The sequence below is a fragment of the Micromonospora taraxaci genome (genome assembly GCF_007830095.1).
Lineage (GTDB): Bacteria > Actinomycetota > Actinomycetes > Mycobacteriales > Micromonosporaceae > Micromonospora > Micromonospora taraxaci.
In genome coordinates this window covers 3,392,962-3,410,733 of the sequence record NZ_VIWZ01000001.1, presented here as the reverse complement: position 1 = coordinate 3,410,733, position 17,772 = coordinate 3,392,962, and the positions used below count along the sequence as shown (strand labels likewise).

The 17,772-nt window shown below is 72.9% G+C and carries 13 protein-coding genes; 5 read left to right on the top strand and 8 right to left on the bottom strand.

Annotation, left to right across the window (positions count from 1 at the left end; genetic code table 11):
* Positions 1 to 3 precede the first annotated feature (3 nt).
* From FHU34_RS15600 to FHU34_RS15580, 5 genes are all read right to left on the bottom strand, one after another.
* Positions 4 to 1,848, bottom strand: coding sequence for an IucA/IucC family protein (locus FHU34_RS15600; protein ID WP_145781089.1), 1,845 nt, complete (start codon positions 1,846 to 1,848; stop codon positions 4 to 6).
* Positions 1,845 to 2,453 (bottom strand): GNAT family N-acetyltransferase, encoded by a 609-nt coding sequence (locus FHU34_RS15595; protein WP_145781087.1) that lies wholly within the window; start codon positions 2,451 to 2,453, stop codon positions 1,845 to 1,847. The genes FHU34_RS15600 and FHU34_RS15595 overlap by 4 nt, the downstream gene beginning before the upstream one ends.
* Entirely contained in the window at positions 2,450 to 3,727 is a 1,278-nt protein-coding gene (locus FHU34_RS15590) for a lysine N(6)-hydroxylase/L-ornithine N(5)-oxygenase family protein (RefSeq protein ID WP_145781085.1), read from the bottom strand. The genes FHU34_RS15595 and FHU34_RS15590 overlap by 4 nt, the downstream gene beginning before the upstream one ends.
* Before the next feature lie 52 nt (positions 3,728 to 3,779).
* Positions 3,780 to 5,318 (bottom strand): pyridoxal phosphate-dependent decarboxylase family protein, encoded by a 1,539-nt coding sequence (locus tag FHU34_RS15585; RefSeq protein ID WP_145781084.1) that lies wholly within the window; start codon positions 5,316 to 5,318, stop codon positions 3,780 to 3,782.
* An 80-nt stretch (positions 5,319 to 5,398) separates the two neighbouring features.
* A complete protein-coding gene (locus FHU34_RS15580) occupies positions 5,399 to 6,430 on the bottom strand; it encodes an ABC transporter substrate-binding protein (protein ID WP_145781082.1) in 1,032 nt (343 codons plus the stop codon).
* Positions 6,431 to 6,666: 236 nt separating this feature from the next.
* Between FHU34_RS15580 and FHU34_RS15575 the strand changes: the two genes are divergently transcribed.
* The 5 genes from FHU34_RS15575 to FHU34_RS15555 are packed head-to-tail and all read left to right on the top strand — an operon-like array spanning position 6,667 to position 12,106.
* Positions 6,667 to 7,617 (top strand): FecCD family ABC transporter permease, encoded by a 951-nt coding sequence (locus FHU34_RS15575; protein WP_145785606.1) that lies wholly within the window; start codon positions 6,667 to 6,669, stop codon positions 7,615 to 7,617.
* On the top strand, positions 7,614 to 8,672 hold the full coding sequence (locus FHU34_RS15570; RefSeq protein ID WP_145781080.1) for a FecCD family ABC transporter permease: 1,059 nt from the start codon (positions 7,614 to 7,616) through the stop codon (positions 8,670 to 8,672). Before FHU34_RS15575 ends, FHU34_RS15570 begins: the two co-directional genes overlap by 4 nt.
* A gap of 29 nt (positions 8,673 to 8,701) precedes the next feature.
* Positions 8,702 to 9,514: an ABC transporter ATP-binding protein gene (locus FHU34_RS15565; protein WP_145781078.1), complete on the top strand. Its 813-nt coding sequence runs from the start codon at positions 8,702 to 8,704 to the stop codon at positions 9,512 to 9,514.
* Positions 9,511 to 11,565 (top strand): penicillin acylase family protein, encoded by a 2,055-nt coding sequence (locus FHU34_RS15560; protein WP_145781076.1) that lies wholly within the window; start codon positions 9,511 to 9,513, stop codon positions 11,563 to 11,565. Before FHU34_RS15565 ends, FHU34_RS15560 begins: the two co-directional genes overlap by 4 nt.
* Positions 11,555 to 12,106: a GNAT family N-acetyltransferase gene (locus tag FHU34_RS15555; protein WP_145781074.1), complete on the top strand. Its 552-nt coding sequence runs from the start codon at positions 11,555 to 11,557 to the stop codon at positions 12,104 to 12,106. Before FHU34_RS15560 ends, FHU34_RS15555 begins: the two co-directional genes overlap by 11 nt.
* 62 nt (positions 12,107 to 12,168) lie before the next feature.
* On the opposite strand, the gene FHU34_RS15550 is transcribed toward FHU34_RS15555, so the two are convergent.
* The 3 genes from FHU34_RS15550 to FHU34_RS15540 all read right to left on the bottom strand — a co-directional run bounded on the left by FHU34_RS15550 (position 12,169) and on the right by FHU34_RS15540 (position 17,706).
* Positions 12,169 to 15,882, bottom strand: a complete 3,714-nt coding sequence (locus FHU34_RS15550; protein ID WP_145781072.1) for a S8 family serine peptidase — start codon at positions 15,880 to 15,882, stop codon at positions 12,169 to 12,171.
* A 117-nt stretch (positions 15,883 to 15,999) separates the two neighbouring features.
* A complete protein-coding gene (locus tag FHU34_RS15545) occupies positions 16,000 to 16,617 on the bottom strand; it encodes a bifunctional 4-hydroxy-2-oxoglutarate aldolase/2-dehydro-3-deoxy-phosphogluconate aldolase (RefSeq protein ID WP_145781070.1) in 618 nt (205 codons plus the stop codon).
* Between the two features lie 63 nt (positions 16,618 to 16,680).
* Positions 16,681 to 17,706 carry a sugar kinase gene (locus FHU34_RS15540; protein ID WP_145781068.1) on the bottom strand — a complete coding sequence of 342 codons (1,026 nt, stop codon included), beginning with the start codon at positions 17,704 to 17,706 and terminating at the stop codon, positions 16,681 to 16,683.
* Positions 17,707 to 17,772: the final 66 nt, after the last annotated feature.

Here is a 17,772-nt window from a genome sequence, read left to right as displayed (position 1 = left end):
CGGTCACCGGGCCGGGGCGTGGGCGGCGAGGGGGTTGGTGAGGGTGCCGACGAACTGGAGAGCCGCCGACGGGTCGGCCAGGTCGATCATCTGCTGGTTGTTGCGCAACTGCAGCCGGTTGAGGCAGGAGAGCGTGAACTCCGGTGCGAACAGGTCGTAGTGGCGGACCCGATCGGCCAGGTGCGGCACCCGGTCGAAGTAGTCGGCGGCGCAGGCCGCGACCGTACGCCAGAGGTCGTCCTCGCCGATCACGCCGGCCTCGGCCAGAACCGCGTTGAGGTGGCGCAGGAAGCAGTCCACCACGTCGGTGAAGATGGTCAGCAGCTTGGTGTCGTCGGGCACGTCGACCCGGATCCGCTCGACCGCCTCCGGCAGCTCGACGTCGGCGCTCATCACCGCGATCTCCTCGGCGATGTCCTTGAAGATCACCCGCTCGACGGTGTCGTTCTCGTCGAGGACGAGGATGACGTTCTCGCCGTGCGGCATGAACGCCAGGTCGTGGGCGTAGAAGCTGTGCAGCAACGGGGTGAGGTAGGCGTCCAGGTAACGGCGCAACCACACCTCGGGCGTCGACCCGGACCGGGCGATCAGTGCCGCCGCCAGCGACCCGCCGTCGCTGTCCACGTGCAGCAGCGCGGCCATGGTGGACAGTCGACGCCCCGGCGCCAGGTCGGGCACCGGGCTCTCCCGCCACAGGGCGGCCAACATCTTGCGGTACGGGGAGGTGCGGTCGGTGGCCGCCTCGTACTGCCGGTGCCGGTAACCCACAGCGGCCCGCTCCCGGATCACGGTCAGGCCGGTGCCGGTCAGCACCTCGTCGCCCGCGATCAGGTCGGCCAGCCAGTCGTTGATCGCCGGGGTCGCCGCCATGTACGCGGCCGACAACCCTCGCATGAAGCCCATGTTCAGCACCGACAGCGCGGTCTTCACGTAGTGCCGGCTCGGCTCGCTGACGTTGAAGAACGTGCGGATGGACTGCTGGGCCAGGTACACGTCCGGGCCGGGGCCGAGGTGCACCAGCCGACGCTCGGCCAGCTCCCCGGCGAAGGTGACCGCCAGCTTGTTCCACCACTGCCACGGGTGCGCGGGGATCAGGTGGTAGTCGGCCAGGTCCAGCCCGAGATCGATCATCGTGGCGGCGAACCGGGCCCGGGTCTCCGCGTCCAGCTCGCCCTCGATGAGCCTGTCGTAGTCGAGGTCGGCGGCACTGCTGAACGTCGAGTGGTCCCGGTGCGCGGCCAGCCACTCGAGCCGGATCGGTGCGGCGACCTCCGGGGCGTAGCTGTGGTACTCGTCGACGCCAAAGCCGAGGCGGCCGTTGTTGGCCACGAAACACGGGTGGCCCTCGGTCATCGACGTCTCGATGGTCTGGAAGTCGGCCTCGGCCAGCTCGGCGGCGCTCGGCGCGGCCTGGGCCAGCTTGTACGCGGTGCCGGCCAGCGTCGAGGTGATCTCCTCCAGGTAGACCGGGAGCACCCGCGCGGAGAGCCCGAGGGTGTCGCGAAGCTCGATGACGAGGTCCACCGCGTCGGGTGGCGTCGGCTTGCCGTCGCGGTGCCGGGTGATGCTGTCCGCGTCGATCTGCCAGTGCTCCAGGGCGAGCACCCGCGCGGCGAACCGGTAGGTGACGGTGCCGTCGTCGCTGCTGACCTCGTACCACTGGCGGTCGTCGGTGCCCGGCACGGGCTCCGGGGTGAGCAGGCGTTCGTGGGTGAACTCGGCGAGCGCCTTGCGGACCAGCAGCCGGTTGGCCCGGGCCCAGCGCTCCGGGGTGAGGTGGCCGACCGGACTGCCGGCGGCGTGCCCGGTGGTGGCGGACGTCGGGGTGGGGACGGCGGTGGCGGTCACGCCGGGGCTCCTTCGATTCGGGTGGTGGCAGCACTGTCGACGGCAGTGCTGTTGACCGCAGCTTCGAACTGGGCGCGGGTGCAGACGCTGAGCAGGGCGTCCTTCTCCGGCTTGGCGATCGGCCCGACGACCTCGAAGCCGACGGCGGCGTTCAACGCGTGTACGGCGGTGTTGCGGACGTCCGGTTCGACCACCACCCGCCGGGTCGTCGGGTCGGCGAAGAGCCACGCCATGACGGTGGTCAGCACCGCCCGGGTGAAGCCGTGCACAGGTGTGCCGACGGGCGCGCAGAGGAAGTGCATGCCCACGTCACCGGGTTGGTGGTCGTAGAGGCCGACCAGCTCGACGTGGGCCGGGTCGTAGCGCTCGGCGAGGAAGGCGGGACTCCCCCGCCAGAGCCCGAGGTACGCGTCGTGGTGCGGGTGCGCGGCGATCCGCTGGTACTCCTCTGCCACCCGGGTCAGGTCGGCGTCCTGCATCAGCCAGAACGCCGCCTTCGGGTGGGTCACCCACTGGTGCAGCAACGCGGCGTCGGCGTCCGGATCGAGCGTACGGAGGGCGAACTCGCCGAGCCGGTCGTCCACGCGGGCGACGACGACTGTCACGACGGCACCCCGAACTCCTGGAACGTGATGCTCTTCTCGATCGGGTAGTGCTCCCGGCCGAGCAGCTCCCGGATGATCCAGGAGTTGCGGTAGGGGCCCATGCCCAGGTCCGGCGACGTGATGCTGTGCGTGTGGGTGCCCGCGTTCTGCAGGAAGACGCCCCGCCCGCTGTGGTCGATGCTGTAGTTGCGGGCCACGTCGAAGCGGCCGTGCGCGTCCCAGCGGATCCGCTCGCGCACCGGGTCGAGGAACTCCGGCACCCGGTAGTGGTAGCCGGTGGCGAAGACGAGCCCCTCGGTCCGCAGCGTGAAGTCGCGCTCCTGCTCCACCTGACGCAACCCCAGGGTGTACGTCCCGTCCTGGTGGTCGGCGCCGACCAGCTCGGTGTTGGTGAGCAGGCGGGTGTTCACCGGCCCGTCGACGCTGTGAGCGTACAGCAGGTCGAAGATGTCGTTGATGAGGTCCGAGTTGATCCCCTTGAACAGCCCCTTCTGCTCGGTCTCCAGCCGGTAGCGGGTCGCCTCGGGCAGCGCGTGGAAGTAGTCCACGTAGTCCGGTGAGGTCATCTCCAGCGTCAGCTTCGTGTATTCGAGCGGGAAGAACCGCGGTGAACGGGTCACCCAGTTGAGCTGGTAGCCGTACCGGTCGATGTCGCCGAGGAGGTCGTGGTAGATCTCGGCGGCACTCTGCCCACTGCCCACCACCGTGATGCTGCGCTTGGTGCGCAACGCCGCCCGGTGCTCCAGGTAGCGGGAGTTGTGCACGGCGTCCCCGGGCAGCGCGGCCACGGCATCGGGCAGGTACGGCGGGGTGCCGGTGCCGAGCACCAGGTGCCGGGCCCGGTACTCCACGGTCTCCCCCGCGCCGGTGCTGGCCCGCACCACGTACCGCTCGTCGGCGGAATCGAACTCCACTGTGGTCACGGTCTGTCCGAAGCGCAGGTTCGGCAGCTTCGCCGCCGCCCACCGGCAGTACGCGTCGTACTCGCTGCGCAGCGGGTAGAAGCTCTCCCGGATGTAGAACGGGTAGAGCCGGCCGATCTCCTTGAGGTAGTTGAGGAAGGAGTACGGCGACGTCGGGTCGGCGAGGCTGACCAGGTCGGCGATGAACGGGGTCTGCAACCGGGCCGACTCCAGCAGCATGCCGGGGTGCCAGGCCAGGCTGGGACGGGCCTCCAGGAACACCCCGTCCAGGTCGTCGATCGGCGCGGTGAGGCAGGCCAGACCCAGGTTGTACGGGCCGAGCCCGATGGCGACGAAGTCGTGGGTGGACATGCGAGTCTCCAGGCGCGGTCGGCGTCAGCCGACGTGGCAGGTCAGGTCGGCGTCAGCCGACGTGGCAGGTCAGGTCGGCGGCCGTGCGGTCGTGCACGTACCGGCCGGCGTGGTGGGCGATCAGTTCCAACACGTGGTCGACGTCGTCGACGGTGGTCGCCGGGTTGAGCAGTGTGAACTTCAGGAAGTGGTGGCCGTCCACCCGGGTCCCGGCGACCACGGCGAGGCCGGACGCCGCGAGGGCCTCACGGGCGTGCAGGTTCGCCGCGTCGGCCAACTCCCGGCCGGGGCCGGTCGGCAGGTAGCGGAAGACCACGGTGCTCAGCTCGGAGCGGGTCACCACCTCGAACCGGGGGTCCTCGCTGACCAGCTGCCAGGCGTCGGCGGCCCGGTCGACCACCTCGTCGAAGAGCGCGCCGAGCGCGTCCGGGCCCATCACCCGCAGGGTCAGCCAGAGCTTCAACGCGTCGAAGCGGCGGGTGGTCTGGAGGCTCTTGTCGACCTGGTTGGGGATGCGCTGCTCGACCATCCGGGCCGGGTTGAGGTAGTCGGCGTGGTACGTGGCGTGCCGCAGGGTCCGCCGGTCGCGGACGAGCAGCGCGCTGGAACTGACCGGCTGGAAGAACGACTTGTGGAAGTCGACGGTGACCGAGTCGGCCCGCTCGATGCCGTCGAGCAGGTGCCGGCGCGTCGGCGAGACGAGCAGACCGCAGCCGTACGCGGCGTCCACGTGCAGCCACACGCCGGTCGCCGCGCAGATCGCGGCCAGCTCCGTCAACGGGTCGATGGAGCCGAAGTCGGTGGTGCCGGCGGTGGCGACGACGGCCATCACCACAAGTCCGGCCTCCCGGCACCGCGCGATCTCCGCGCTCACGGCTGCCGACCGGATCCGCCGACGGCTGTCGGTGGGTACCGCGATCACCGCGTCCGGGGCGAGGCCCAGTAGCTTGGCCGACTTCTGCACGCTGAAGTGACCGGCGGCGGAGGTGAGCACCCGCAGCCGGGGCAGCAGCTCGGCACGGGCCGCCGGGCCGATCGCGTCGGCGCACGCCTCCTCGCGGGCCAGCAGCAGCGCCTGGAGGTTGGACTGGCTGCCGCCGCTGGTGAAGACACCGTCGGCGCTGGGGCCGAGGCCGATCCGCGCGGCGGTCCAGTCGATCAGCCGCCGCTCGATGAGGGTCGCCCCGCCGCTCTGGTCCCAGGTGTCCAGTGAGGAGTTCACGGCGGTGAGCACCGCCTCGCCGAGCAGCGCCGGGATGGCCACCGGGCAGTTGAGGTGGGCGAGGTAGCGGGGGTGGTGGAACCAGACGGCGTCGCGCAGGTAGACGTCCTCCAACTCGTCCAGCGCGGCGCCGGCATCGCCCAGCGGTCGGTCCAGGTCCACCCGGTCGACCAGGGGGGCCAGCTCGGCCGGGGTGATCCCGGTGACGGGACGGTCGACGCTGGCGACCCGGCGGGCGACCCGGTCGACGCCGTCGGCGATGGTCCGGCGGTACTGCTCGACCGAACCATCGTGCAGCAGGTGGGCCCGCGCGACGGCGGGCGTCGGTGACGGCGCGGTGGTCTCGACGGGGTACGTCGGCACGGTCACGGGATGTCCTTCCACGTTCTCGACGAGGGCAGCGAGGACCCACCCCGGGCGCGGCGGTGCGCCCGGGGGCGATGGGTGGTTCAGCTGACCTTCTTCGCGTTCCGGATGGCGGTGGCGAGGTTCTCCAGCAACGGCGCGGAGCCGGCGTACGAGAAGCGGGGCACCGCGTCCCACGGGGTCACCTGGTTGGCCTTGACCGCCGGCAGTTGCTGCCAGGTCGGCTTGGCGGCGAGGTCCTTGGGCTGAAGGGCGGTGCTGCGGTTGTCCAGCAGGATCAGGTCGGCCGGGAACTTGGCGGTGTTCTCCCAGCTCAGCGCCTCGAAGTAGTCGCCGGCTTCGAGCTTGGTGGGTACCACGATGTCGACGCCCAGCTCGGCGAAGTACATCAGGTCGGTGCTGACCTTCGGGTTGGAGACGTAGAAGAGGTCGGGGCTGCCGGAGCAGGCCATCACCGTGATGCCGGGGTTGGCCTTGACCGCCTGCCGGACCGACTCGGCTGCGGCGTCGAAGCGGGCCTTCGCGTCGGTGACCTTCTTGGCGGACAGGTCCGCGCCGAGCGACTCGGCCAGCGCGGCGTAGCGCTCGATCGGCTTGGTCATCGGCACCCGGGCGGTGGTGATCGCCACGCTGGGCGCGAGCGGGAGGATCTTGGCCTTGCTCTCGTCCGGCACGTACCAGAGCGCGTCCGGGTCGTACATGTGGGTGACCAGCAGCTCGGGACGCAGCGCCGCGTACTTCTCCAGGCTGAACTCGCCCCACACGTTGCCGAGGATCTCGACGGCCTCGATGTTGAGGTCACCGGCCTGCGGGTCGGCGCTACCGTCCGCACGCCTGGTCTCACCGAACACGCCCACCAGCTGCTTATCGAGACCGAAATCGATCAGTGCTGCCGCCACGCCGGTGAAGGCCACCACGCGCGTCGGCCGGGCCTTCGCCTCGACCTTCGTGGCCCGGTCGTCGGTGAACGACCAGGGGCCACTTCCGTTGCCGGCGGCGGGCTTCGCGGTGTCGTCAGTGCCGCAGGCGGCGAGCAGGGTGGCCAACGTGGCGGCACCACCGGCGGCCAGGAGGCCACGGCGGGAGAGACGACGTGCGGACAGGGCATCGGGCATGGTGTTGTCTTTCGATCAAGGGTTTGGCCGGACTCGACCAGGGCGGCGGGGTTAGGTTAGCCTAACCTCGGTCATTGTCAACAGCGGTTCGTCGCACCGCCACCACCCCGGAGCCCACACTGGACGCCACACCCACCGTCACCAGGCAGGCACCACGCGTGCCGGACCGGGGCCCGGCCGTCATCCCGGTTCGTCGCGGTCGCCAGGCGGTACGCGCCGCCGGCCTGATCGCCGCGGTGACACTGCTCGGAGTGATCGTGCTGCTCAGCATCGCGGTCGGGGCGAAAGCCATGCCGCTCACCGACGTCTGGTCCGGCCTGCTGCACCGCGACGCCGCCGAGTACGCGGTGGTGCACCGGATGCGCCTGCCGCGTACCCTCCTCGGGCTCCTCGCCGGCGCCGCGCTCGGCGTGGCCGGCGCGGTCATGCAGGCCCTCACCCGCAACCCGCTGGCCGACCCCGGCCTGCTCGGCATCAACGCCGGGGCGTCCGCGGCGGTCGCCACCGCCGCCGCCTTCCTGGGCGTCACCGCCGTCGGCGGGTACGTCTGGTTCGCGCTGCTCGGCGCGGCGGTCGTGACCGCCCTCGTCTACGCCGTCGGCGGCGGACGTGGGGCCACCCCGGCCCGCCTCGCGCTGGCCGGCGCGGCGCTCAACGCGACCCTCTACTCCTACGTGAGCGCGGTGATGCTGCTGGACACGGCCTCGCTGGACCGGCTGCGGTTCTGGACGGTTGGCTCGCTGGCCAGCGCGGACGCCGCGACCGTGCAGCGGGTGCTGCCGTTCATCCTCATCGGCCTGCTGGTCGCGCTCGGCGCCGCCCGCCCGCTGAACGCGCTCGCCCTCGGCGACGACGCGGCGCGCGCCCTGGGCGCCCGACCCGGGCTGATCCGCGCTGCGGTGATCGTGGCGGTCACGCTGCTGTGCGGCGCGGCGACTGCCGCCTGCGGCCCGATCGTCTTCGTCGGGCTGCTGGTGCCGCACCTGGTCCGCGCCCTGACCGGCCCGGACCTGCGGTGGCTGCTGCCGTACTGCGCGGTGCTCGCGCCCGCGCTGCTGCTCGGCGCGGACGTGCTCGGCCGGGTGCTGGGTCGGCCGGGAGAGCTCCAGGTCGGCATGGTGACCGCCGTGTTGGGCGGCCCGCTCTTCCTCTGGCTGGTCTCCCGTGCCAAGGTGGCCCACCCGTGAGCGGGCGAACCAGCAGACTCGACACCGCGACAGTCCTCCGTACCCCCGGCGGGTTGTCGCTGCGGTACCGTCCCCGCGCGCTGGCCGTCGGTGTCGCGGCGGCGCTGCTCGCGGTCGGGCTCGGCCTGGTCGCCCTGGGCAGCGGTGACTATCCGATGGGCTCGGCCGACGTGCTGCGCACGCTCGCCGGCGGCGGCACACCCGCGGAGCAGTTCATCGTGCACGAGCTGCGACTGCCCCGCCTGGTCACCGCGCTGCTGGTCGGCGCTGCGCTGTCGCTGGCCGGCACGGTGTTCCAGTCGCTGGTCCGCAACCCGCTGGGCAGCCCGGACATCCTCGGCTTCACCCAGGGCGCGTCGGCCGGCGCGCTGGTGGTGGTCGTCCTCGGCGGCAGCAGCCTGGCCCTCGCGGGCGCGGCGGTCGCCGGTGGGCTCGCCACCGGCCTGGTGATCTACGCCCTCGCCTGGCGACGCGGCGTACACGGGTACCGGCTCATCCTGGTCGGCATCGGCATCGCCGCGATCCTGACCGGAGTCAACGGCTACCTGCTGACCCGGGCGCCCCTGATGGACGCCGCCCGGGCGGTGCTCTGGCTCACCGGCAGCCTGGACGGGCGGGGCTGGGCCAACGCCGGGCCGCTGATCGCCGTCCTGGTCGTCGTGACGCCAGTGGTCCTCGTCCTCTGCGGCCCGGCGCTGCGGATGATGGAGTTGGGTGACGACACGGCCAACGCCCTCGGCGTGCCGGTGCGCCGGCTGCGCCTGGTGCTGCTCACGGCGGCGGTGCTGCTGGTCTCGTTCGCGGCGGCCGCCGCCGGGCCGGTGTCCTTCGTGGCGCTGGTCGCCCCCCACGTGACGAAACGGCTGACCCGGGCGCCCGGCCCGAACCTGCTGCCGTCGATGGCCGTCGGAGCGGCGCTGCTGGTCGGCGCGGACCTGCTGGCCCAGCGCGCGTTCCCCGGGCACCAGCTTCCGGTCGGTGTGGTGACCGGAGTGATCGGCGGCGGCTATCTCGTCTGGCTGCTGGCGCTGGAACGCCGGGCGGGTCGACTGTGAACACCCGCGACGCCCTCGAAGGAGCACCCATGCACCCCGGCACCTCCCGGCTCGGCGGCACCGCGCTGACCCTCGCCTACGACCAGCGCACCATCGCGGAGAACCTGACCGTCGCGGTGCCGGACAACTCGTTCACGGTGATCATCGGTCCGAACGCGTGCGGCAAGTCGACACTGCTCCGCGCGCTGTCCCGGATGCTGCGCCCGAGCGTCGGCACCGTGCTGCTGGACGGGCGCGACATCCACGACCAGCCGGCCCGCGCCGTCGCCCGCACACTCGGCCTGCTCCCCCAGTCGTCGATCGCGCCGGACGGCATCAGCGTCGCCGAGTTGGTCGCCCGGGGTCGATACCCCCACCAGGGGCTGCTGCGGCAGTGGTCGCGCGAGGACGAGCGGGTGGTCGAGGAGTCGATGGCCGCGACCGGCGTCGACGACCTCGCCGACCGTTCGGTGGACGAACTCTCCGGTGGGCAACGGCAGCGGGTGTGGATCGCCATGGCGCTGGCCCAGCAGACCCCGTTGCTGCTGCTCGACGAGCCCACCACGTTCCTCGACATCGCCCACCAGATCGAGATCCTGGATCTGTGCGCCCGACTGCACGAGGAGCAGGGACGCACCCTGGTCGCGGTGCTGCACGACCTGAACCACGCGGCCCGCTACGCCACCCACCTGATCGCCATGCGCGACGGTCGCGTGGTGGCCGCCGGAGAACCGACGTCGGTGGTCACCGCCGACCTGGTGGCCGAGGTGTTCGGGCTGCCCTGCCGGGTCATCGACGACCCGGAGACCGGCACCCCGCTGGTCGTTCCCGCCGCCCGCCGTCGCGCCGTCGAGCCCGCGTGAACGCCGAGCGTTTCCGCGACCCCTGGGGCGTTCCGCACCTGCGTGCCGACGACCCCCTCGCGCTGGCGGCGGCCCAGGGGCGGGTGACGGCCTACGACCGGGCGTGGCAGATCGAGGTGGAACGGCACCGGTCCCAGGGCACCAGCGCGGCGTTCCTCGGCGTCGACGCGCTCGACTGGGACCGGTTCGCCAGACGGGTACGACTCGACGACACCGCGCGTCGCTGCCACGCCGCGCTCGACCGGGCGACCGCCGAGTGGGTGGGCGCGTACGTCGACGGGGTCAACGACGGCCTCGCCGCCGGGGCGGCCCGCGCGCCGGAGTTCGCCGCCACCGGGCTGAGCCCCGGCCGGTGGGAACCGTGGACCCCGCTGGCGGTCTGGCTGGGCCATCACATCCTGTTCGCCGGGTTCCCGGGCAAGCTCTGGCGGGAACACGTGGCGCAGCGGCTCGGCCCGGACCTGGTCGAGGCGTTCGCCACCGACGGACCGGCCGTCGCCGGCAGCAACGGGTGGCTGCTCGCCGCCGAGCGCACCGGCACCGGGGGCGCGCTGCTCGCCGGCGACCCGCACCGGTTCATCGAGGACCCGGGCGTCTACCAGCAGATCCGATTGGCCTGCCCGGAGTACGACGTTATCGGGCTGGCGGTGCCCGGTGTCCCGGGCATCGCGCACTTCGGGCACACCGGCGCGGTGGCCTGGGCGATCACCAACGCGATGGCCGACTACCAGGACCTGTACGCCGAGCGGCTGCGCCGGCAGGACCGGCAGGTGCAGGCCCTCGGCCCGGACGGCTGGCAGTCCGTGCACTGCCACGTCGAGACGATCGAGGTGGCCGGGGCGGACCCGGTCGAGGTCGAGGTGATGGAGACCGACCGGGGTCCGGTGATCGTCGGCGGGCCCGGCGACGAGACGGCGATCAGCCTGCGCTACCCGCCCCGGGTCCGCGCCGAGCTGGGTTTCGCGACGCTGCCGGAGCTGCTGCGCGCCCGCACCGTGACCGATGTGGACCACGCGCTGCGGCACTGGGTGGAGCCGGTCAACGTGGTGCAGGCGGCGGACACCGTCGGCGGGCTGCTGCACCGGGTCGCCGGGGTGGTTCCGGTACGGCATCCGGACAACGGCCGGCGGATCGTCCCCGCGTGGGACGACGCGTACACCTGGCAGGGGTGGTACGCGCCGATGCCCCGCGCCGAGGTGGCCGGTCGGGCGGTGATGGCGAACGAGCGTGGCCTGGCGACGCCGTTGGGGGTGGAGTTCGCCGCGCCGCACCGGGCGCGCCGCATCGCCGAGCTGCTCGACGCCGGGCAGGGCTGGACGGCCGACAAGATGGCCGCGGTGCACACCGACACGTACCTGGGCTCGGCCGGGCCACTGCTGGCGGTGCTGGCCGAGTCGGACGGGCTCAGCCCGGAGGCCGCCGCGCTGCGCGACCGGCTGCTGCGCTGGGACCGACGGATGACCGCCGACAGCGCCGACGCGGCGGCGTTCGCCACAGTGCGGGCGGCTGTCGTACGGCGGATCGCCGCGCACCCGGCGCTGGCCGCGCTGGCCGAGCCGCCCGCGTACCCCGAGGTGTTCGCGCCCTGGTTGGCGGTGACGCCGCGCGTCGGTTACGCGCTGGAGCACCTGCTCGGCGGACGTCCGCTGCCCGGCGTGGACCCGGCGGCGGTGGTGCGCGCGGCGGCCGAGGAGGTCGCCGAGGCGACGGCCGGGCCGGCGCGCTGGGGGGACCTGCACCGGTTGGCGGCCTGGCGGGCGCTGCCCGACCCGGACGCCGGCCCCGGCCCCCGCCTCGACGGCGACCACGACTGCGTGCTGTCCACGTCCAGCGTCCCCGGGGTCACCCACTGGTGTTTCCGGGGCCCGGCGGCGCGTTTCGTCTGGGATCTGGCGCGGCGCGAGGACAGCCGCTGGGTGGTGCCGCTGGGCGCGTGCGGAGTGCCCGGCGACACGCACCACGCCGACCAGGGCCCCGCGTGGTTGGCGGGCGAGCTGCTGCCGATCGTCACCGACTGGGACCGACTCGTCGAGGAGCCGGATGAGCACTGACCGACACCACCACCACAGCAAGGTCGACGGATTCGGGACGGTCACCATCCGCCCGGTGCGGCCCGACGAGGACGTCGACCTGCTGCACGGCTGGGTCACCCAGGACCGGGCCCGCTTCTGGGGGATGCGGGAGGCGAGCCGCGAACGGGTGCACGAGATCTACGCGTACCTGGACTCGCTGGTCACCCACCACGCGTACCTGGTGCACCGCGACGGGGCGCCGGCCGCGTTGGCGCAGACCTACCAGCCCGAGGCGGACCCGGTCGGCGACTGCTACGAGGTACGCCCCGGCGACGTCGGGGTCCACCTGCTCATCGGACCCCCGACAACTGTCGAACGCGGGTTCACCGGCGCGTTGTTCGGCGCGATCCTCGACTTCGTCCTCGCCGACCCGGACCGACGGCGGGTCGTGATCGAGCCGGACGCCCGCAACGAGCGGGCCATCAACCGGTTCCTGCGTACCGGATTCCGGCCCGGACCACTGATCGACCTCCCGGAGAAACGCGCCCGCCTGCTCTTTTTGGACCGACCGACGGGCTGAAGCGGACCGGCCGCCGGTCGGGCTGCCTCGCGCAGCTCGACCGGCGGCCGGTGACCGTGGCGTCAGCGCAGACCGAACGCCCGGGTGATGCTCTGGTCCACGGTGTTGCCGGCGGCATCGCGCGCGGTGGTCCGCAGGCTGACGAAGCTGGCCTTCGCCGGCGCGGCCAGCGCCAGACGCCACCCGTCGCCGTGCCGGGTCAACCGCGGCTTCTGCCAGGTCGCGCCGTCGTCGTAGGACACCTCCACGGTCACCGCGCCGACCGTGCCGGAGACGTCGGGCAGGTGCGAGGCGACCACGGTGAGCGGCGCGCGCCGCGACGCCTTTCCGTCCCGGTCGATGTCCACCTGGTAGTCCAGCTGGATCATCGGCAGCACCTCCGCCGACTCCTCCCCGGTGACCGCCGAGCGGAAGCCCCACTCGGTGCGGGTCCGCCGCGAGTACGGGTTGGTCCAGGCGGCCCTGTCGTTCTCCACCACCAGTCGGTACGGCAGTCGCTGCGCAGGCAGGGCGGACACCTGGAGGTACTCGGCGTTGCCCCAGTTCAGCTCCTTGTCCCCCTGGTAGAGGGTGGTCCGGTTGACCATGTCGAAGTTCGCGTACGCCTCACCGATGTGGCCACCGCCGTCGCCCCACCCGGGCGCGGGCAGGTAGACGGTGTCCAGGTACCGCACGGGCACGTAGTTCCCGCCCATCCGAGGGCGCTGGATCGGCCCGAACCAGCGGACCGTGCTCGGCTTGCCGGCCGGGTAGGCGGTCACCCCCATCAGGTGCTGACCGGTCTCGCCGGCGATGAACGCGTCGTCGACCCACCGCTGGTCGGCGCTCACCCAGTCGGTGCGCCGGCCCTGCGCCGGGGCAGTCTCCTGGTTGCTCGACGCCCAGCCCCGCCAGATGTCGGTGCGGAACTCCAACGCCTTGCCCTGCCGGTAGTTGCGGAACTCCACGTCCACCCGGGCCAGGTCCCGCTTCGTCGGCCGGTAGGTGAGGTCGCCCGGCACCGCGCCGGTCCAGTGGTGCGCCACGTCGTACAGGTAGCTGGTCTCCGGGTGCGACTCGACGGTCAGCCGCACCGCGCCGCGCTCCAGGGAGGCGATGAGCTGGTCGCCCTCGTCGGCACCGAGGGTGGCGACGGTCACCGGGGCGGGGCTCTCCGGGCTCCACGCGAACTCGTCCCACGGCTGGAGCCGCCCGACACCGTCGTTGACGACCAGCAGCAGCGTGGCTCCGGCCGCGGCGGCGGCCTGCGCCTGGGTGGCGATGTCCACGGTGTCGCTGCGCCTGACCACCACGGCCCGGTCCCGGACCGGCCGCTTCGCCAACCCGGCCGCCGACGCGTCGGCGACATAGACCGCGTCCAGCTGACGACGACCGGCCGGCAGCGCCGGGGTCGAACGCTTCACCATCAGATCGTCGTACGAGCGGCCGCCGGCCGAGACGGTCAACGGCGGCTGTTCCAACCGCCACCGCGCACCGAACTCGAACTCGCCGTCGGTGACCTTACGGCCCGTCGGCAACGCCCACATGCTGTCGTACGAGTCGTCGGGCAGCACCTGACTTTCGGTGAGACTGGCCCCGGAGGACCTGTGGATGTCCATCCGCAACGACGTGGCGGTGGCCTCCTGCGGCACGACGGCCCGCACCTGCCGGGCAGCCCGAGCGTCGAGGGTGACGGTCCGGTCCCGGTCCAGCGTGACGTCGGTGAAGCTGAGCATCGCCATGCCCTTGGAACGCGGCCCGTGCACGCCGCGCACGTCCGCGGAGATCCAGCCGGACCAGGTGGCCACCGGCAGCCGCAGTGTCGCGGTGCCGCTCTCGGGCAGGTCCACGGCGGTGAACAGACCGTCGGTGGTGAGGATGACCTTGCCGACGAGTGGCTTGCCGTCGCGGTCCTTCGCGACGAGCGTCAGGTTCTGCCGCTGGCCCTCCTTGCCCGCCCCGATCAGGGTGCGGCCACGAACCGCCCCGGTGTCGTCGGTGGCGACGATCATGCCACTGACCTGCTTCTCCACCGGCAGCTTGTCGTACGCCGCGGTGACCGTCACGGTGGCGGTGCCGCCGGCGGGCACGGTGACCGTGTCGGCAGAGAGGGCGAAGAGGCCGGCCGGTGCGGTGGCCGCGTCGACGGCCAGTTTCAGGGTGACCGGCGCGCCACCGACGTTGGTGTAGGTGACCGTCCGGTCGACAGTCGATCCGGGCTGCTGCGGCCAGCCCTGGAAGCCGGAGTACGCGCTCGGGGTGGCGAAGACGGTGGCGTGCGCGGCGGCGACCGCGTCCACCCGGCCGGCACCGGCCTGGTACGGGGTGTACCCGGGCGTGGCCTTGACCGTGCTGACCAGCGCCTCCTTGATCCGCTGACCGGTCCAGTCGGGGTGCGCGGCGGCGACCAACGCGGCCGTGCCGGCCACGTGCGGAGTGGCCATCGACGTGCCGCTCATCAGCGTGTAGTCCCCAGAGCCGCCGCGCACCAGGTGGGAGCGGGCCGCCAGGATGTCCACACCGGGTGCGGTGATCTCGGGCTTGAGCCCGCCGTCGCCCGCACGCGGGCCCTGGCTGGAGAAGTCGGCCAGGTGGTCGGTGGCGTCGACCGCACCGACGGTCAGCGCGGAGTCGGCGGCACCGGGGCTGCCGATGCTCGCCGGGCCGCTGTTGCCGGCCGCGATCACGAAGAGGGCGCCAGTCTCGGCGCTGAGGCGGTCGACCGCCTGGCTCATCGGGTCGCTGCCGTCGGTGGCCTCACCGCCCAGGCTCATGCTGACGACCCGGGCCTTCTGCTCGCGGGCCGCCCACTCCATACCGGCGATGATCCACGAGTCCTGGCCGCTGCCCTCGCTGTTGAGGACCTTGCCGATGTGCAGCCGGGCGCCGGGGGCGACGCCCTTCTCGACACCGCCGGAGGCCGCGCCGGTTCCGGCGATCGTCGAGGCGACGTGGGTGCCATGGCCCTTGTAGTCGAGGATGTCGGGCTCCGACGGCACGAAGCTGCTGGACTCGGCGATCTGGCCGGCGAGGTCCGGGTGCTCGGCGTCCGCACCGGAGTCGAGGACCGCGACGTCGACACCAGCGGCGGTGTTGCCCTCGGCCCACAGCGTCGGCGCGCCGATCTGCGCGGTGGACTCGGCCAGGTCGGCGTGCACCCGACCGTCCAGCCACACCTTGGCGATGCCGTTGGCCAGGACCGGGGCGTCGCCCGTACGGCGGGCCGAGCCGGCCGTCAGCGCGGCCCAGAACCGGCCGGCGGTGGAACGCTCGCGGGTCAGCGCCGCGCCCTGCACGCTGTCCAACGGCCGGACCAGGGTGGCACCGTCCACCGTGGGTCGGGTGCGGGCCCGGGCCGCCGCGTCGGTCATGGTGACGATCAGCGGCAACTTGTCGGTGTGCGCGTCGTCGTACCCGTCGGCGATGAGGTCGGTGACGTTGAACAGCTGCCGGTCCAGCACACCGCTCGTGACGTACGACAGCGCCGTGTCCGGGTAGACGTAGGTGTCGCCGTCGAGGACGGTGCGGTGGAAGCTCGGCGTGCTGCCGTCCGGCCGGCGCACTGTCGAGACGGTGCTGCCGTCCGCGCCGGTGGTGACAGTGACCGTGTCACCGGTGATCAGGGTGACGGTCGACGCGCGTCCGGCTGCGGCGGGAGGAATCCCGGCCGGGCGTTCGGGGCTGGTGGGCGGGGCGGCGGACGCCCCCGCGGCGGGTGGGGTGAACCCGGCCGCCAGGGTGAGGGCGGCGCCGAGGGCGATCAGCCCGGTTCGGCGACGCCGGTGAGACAGAGCCAAGATGACCTCTTTGTGTCGAGAAGTGGTACGCAGCACAGCATCGATGCCACGCCCACCTCTCGTCCCCCACCAAACGGCGGCGCGTTTGAGCCATGGCACAAACCCGCCACCGCTGGTTCACCTCGCGGACGCGCCCGCAGTGGCCAGTTCGGCGAGCCGGTCCAGCTGGCTCGGGTCGGACAGGGCCGACCCGACCGCCACCACCCGTACGCCCGCTTGCAGGAACGGGGCGGCGTTGCCCGCGTCGAGGCCGCCGGTCGCGACGAAGCGCAGCTGGGGCAGCGGGCCGGCGAGGGCCTTGAACCAGGCCGGGCCGAGGGTGATCGCGGGGAACGCCTTGAGCCAGGTAAGGCCGTGCCGCAGCGCCTGCTGGGCTTCCGTCGGGGTGGCCACACCGGGCAGGTGCGGCAGGCCCCGCGCGGCGGCGGCGTCGGCGATCGCCAGGTCCAGGCCGGGCGCGACGGTGAACGCGGCTCCCGCGTCGGCCGAGGCGGCGACCTGCTCGACGTCGAGCACGGTGCCCGCGCCGACGATGCGGCCACGCGCGGAGCCGGCCTCGACGGCGGCGCGCAGCGCGGGCACCGCGTCGGCGGTGGCCACCGGGACCTCCACCACGTCGATGCCGAGGTCCCAGGCGCGCTCGGCGAGCCGGACGGTCTCGGCGACCGGCAGGCCGCGCAGGATGGCCATCACCCGGGCGCCGCCGAAGATGTGGTCGAAGTCCGCTGTGGTCATGGTGCACTCCATCCGAGATCGCGGTGAAACGGTTGCCTGGTGGTCCGGCCGGAACCCGACGACTCAGACCGGCGTCGGGGTGGCGGTCAGGTCGAGCGGCGACCAGGCCTCGACGGGGGCGGCGAGCAGCTCCTCGAACCAGGCCCACGGCGGGACGGGGGCGTTGTCGCCGCTGCTGGTCAGCGCCTGCGCCGCCATCAGGTGGCCGAGGCGCAACCGGCGCACGGGGTCGAGGTCGCGCAGCAGACCCGCGAGGTAGCCGGCGGCGAACGCGTCTCCCGCGCCGACCGGCTCGACCACGGTCACCCGGGGCGCGGGTACGAAGACCGGCTCGGCGTCGTGGCGCAACGCGGTGGCGCCCACCGCGCCGTCCTTGACCACCACCGTCTCCGGGGTGGGCAACAACCGGCGTACGGCGGCCGGGTCGGTGGTGCCCCACAGCGTCTGCGCCTCGTCCTGACCGACGAACACCAGGTCGCACCGGTCGGCGAGGTCACGCAGCACCGGTGCGGCCTGTTCGGCGGACCACAGCCGGGCCCGGTGGTTGACGTCGAAGCTGACCAGTGAGCCGGCCAGCGGGCGGGCGGTCACCGCGTGCTCGACAAGCGCCCGGCAGGAGGCGGAGAGCGCCGGGGTGATGCCGGACAGGTGCAGCACACGGGCACCGCTCAGCCCCGGGTCGGCAAGCGTGCCCGGGTCCATCCGGGAGGCCGCCGACCCGGCCCGGTAGTAGTGCACGGCGGTGCCCTCCGGGCCCGGGTCCTTGAGGTACAGGCCGGTGGGGGCGGCGGGGTCCACGACCACCTGGTCCACCCGGACGCCGGCGGCGGCGACGTGCCGGACCACGGCCCGGCCGAAGGGGTCGTCGCCGACGCGGCTCACCCAGGCGACCTGGTGTCCCAGTCGGGCCAGGTAACCGGCCACGTTGGACTCCGCGCCGCCGACCGAGACGGCGACCCGTTCGGCGTGCTCCAACGGCTCACCGGGCGCGGGGCAGAGCACCACCATCGTCTCCCCCACCGCGGCGACCTCGACCGGCGTACGGCCGGCCGGGGTGGTCGAGCGAACCTGTCGGGGGTCGGTCGGCATCGGGCACACGTCCTCGCGGCGGGGTCCTGGGCGTCGCCGAGCCTAGGTGTCAGGTGCGAGACGGGC

What these genes read in the sequence shown, in the direction of transcription:
- FHU34_RS15565 (WP_145781078.1), top strand. Translation starts at nt 8,702, where the DNA reads ATGCACCCCGGCACCTCCCGGCTCGGCGGCACCGCGCTGACCCTCGCC.
- FHU34_RS15590 (WP_145781085.1), bottom strand. Translation starts at nt 3,727, where the DNA reads ATGTCCACCCACGACTTCGTCGCCATCGGGCTCGGCCCGTACAACCTG.
- FHU34_RS15580 (WP_145781082.1), bottom strand. Translation starts at nt 6,430, where the DNA reads ATGCCCGATGCCCTGTCCGCACGTCGTCTCTCCCGCCGTGGCCTCCTG.
- FHU34_RS15545 (WP_145781070.1), bottom strand. Translation starts at nt 16,617, where the DNA reads ATGACCACAGCGGACTTCGACCACATCTTCGGCGGCGCCCGGGTGATG.
- FHU34_RS15540 (WP_145781068.1), bottom strand. Translation starts at nt 17,706, where the DNA reads ATGCCGACCGACCCCCGACAGGTTCGCTCGACCACCCCGGCCGGCCGT.
- FHU34_RS15555 (WP_145781074.1), top strand. Translation starts at nt 11,555, where the DNA reads ATGAGCACTGACCGACACCACCACCACAGCAAGGTCGACGGATTCGGG.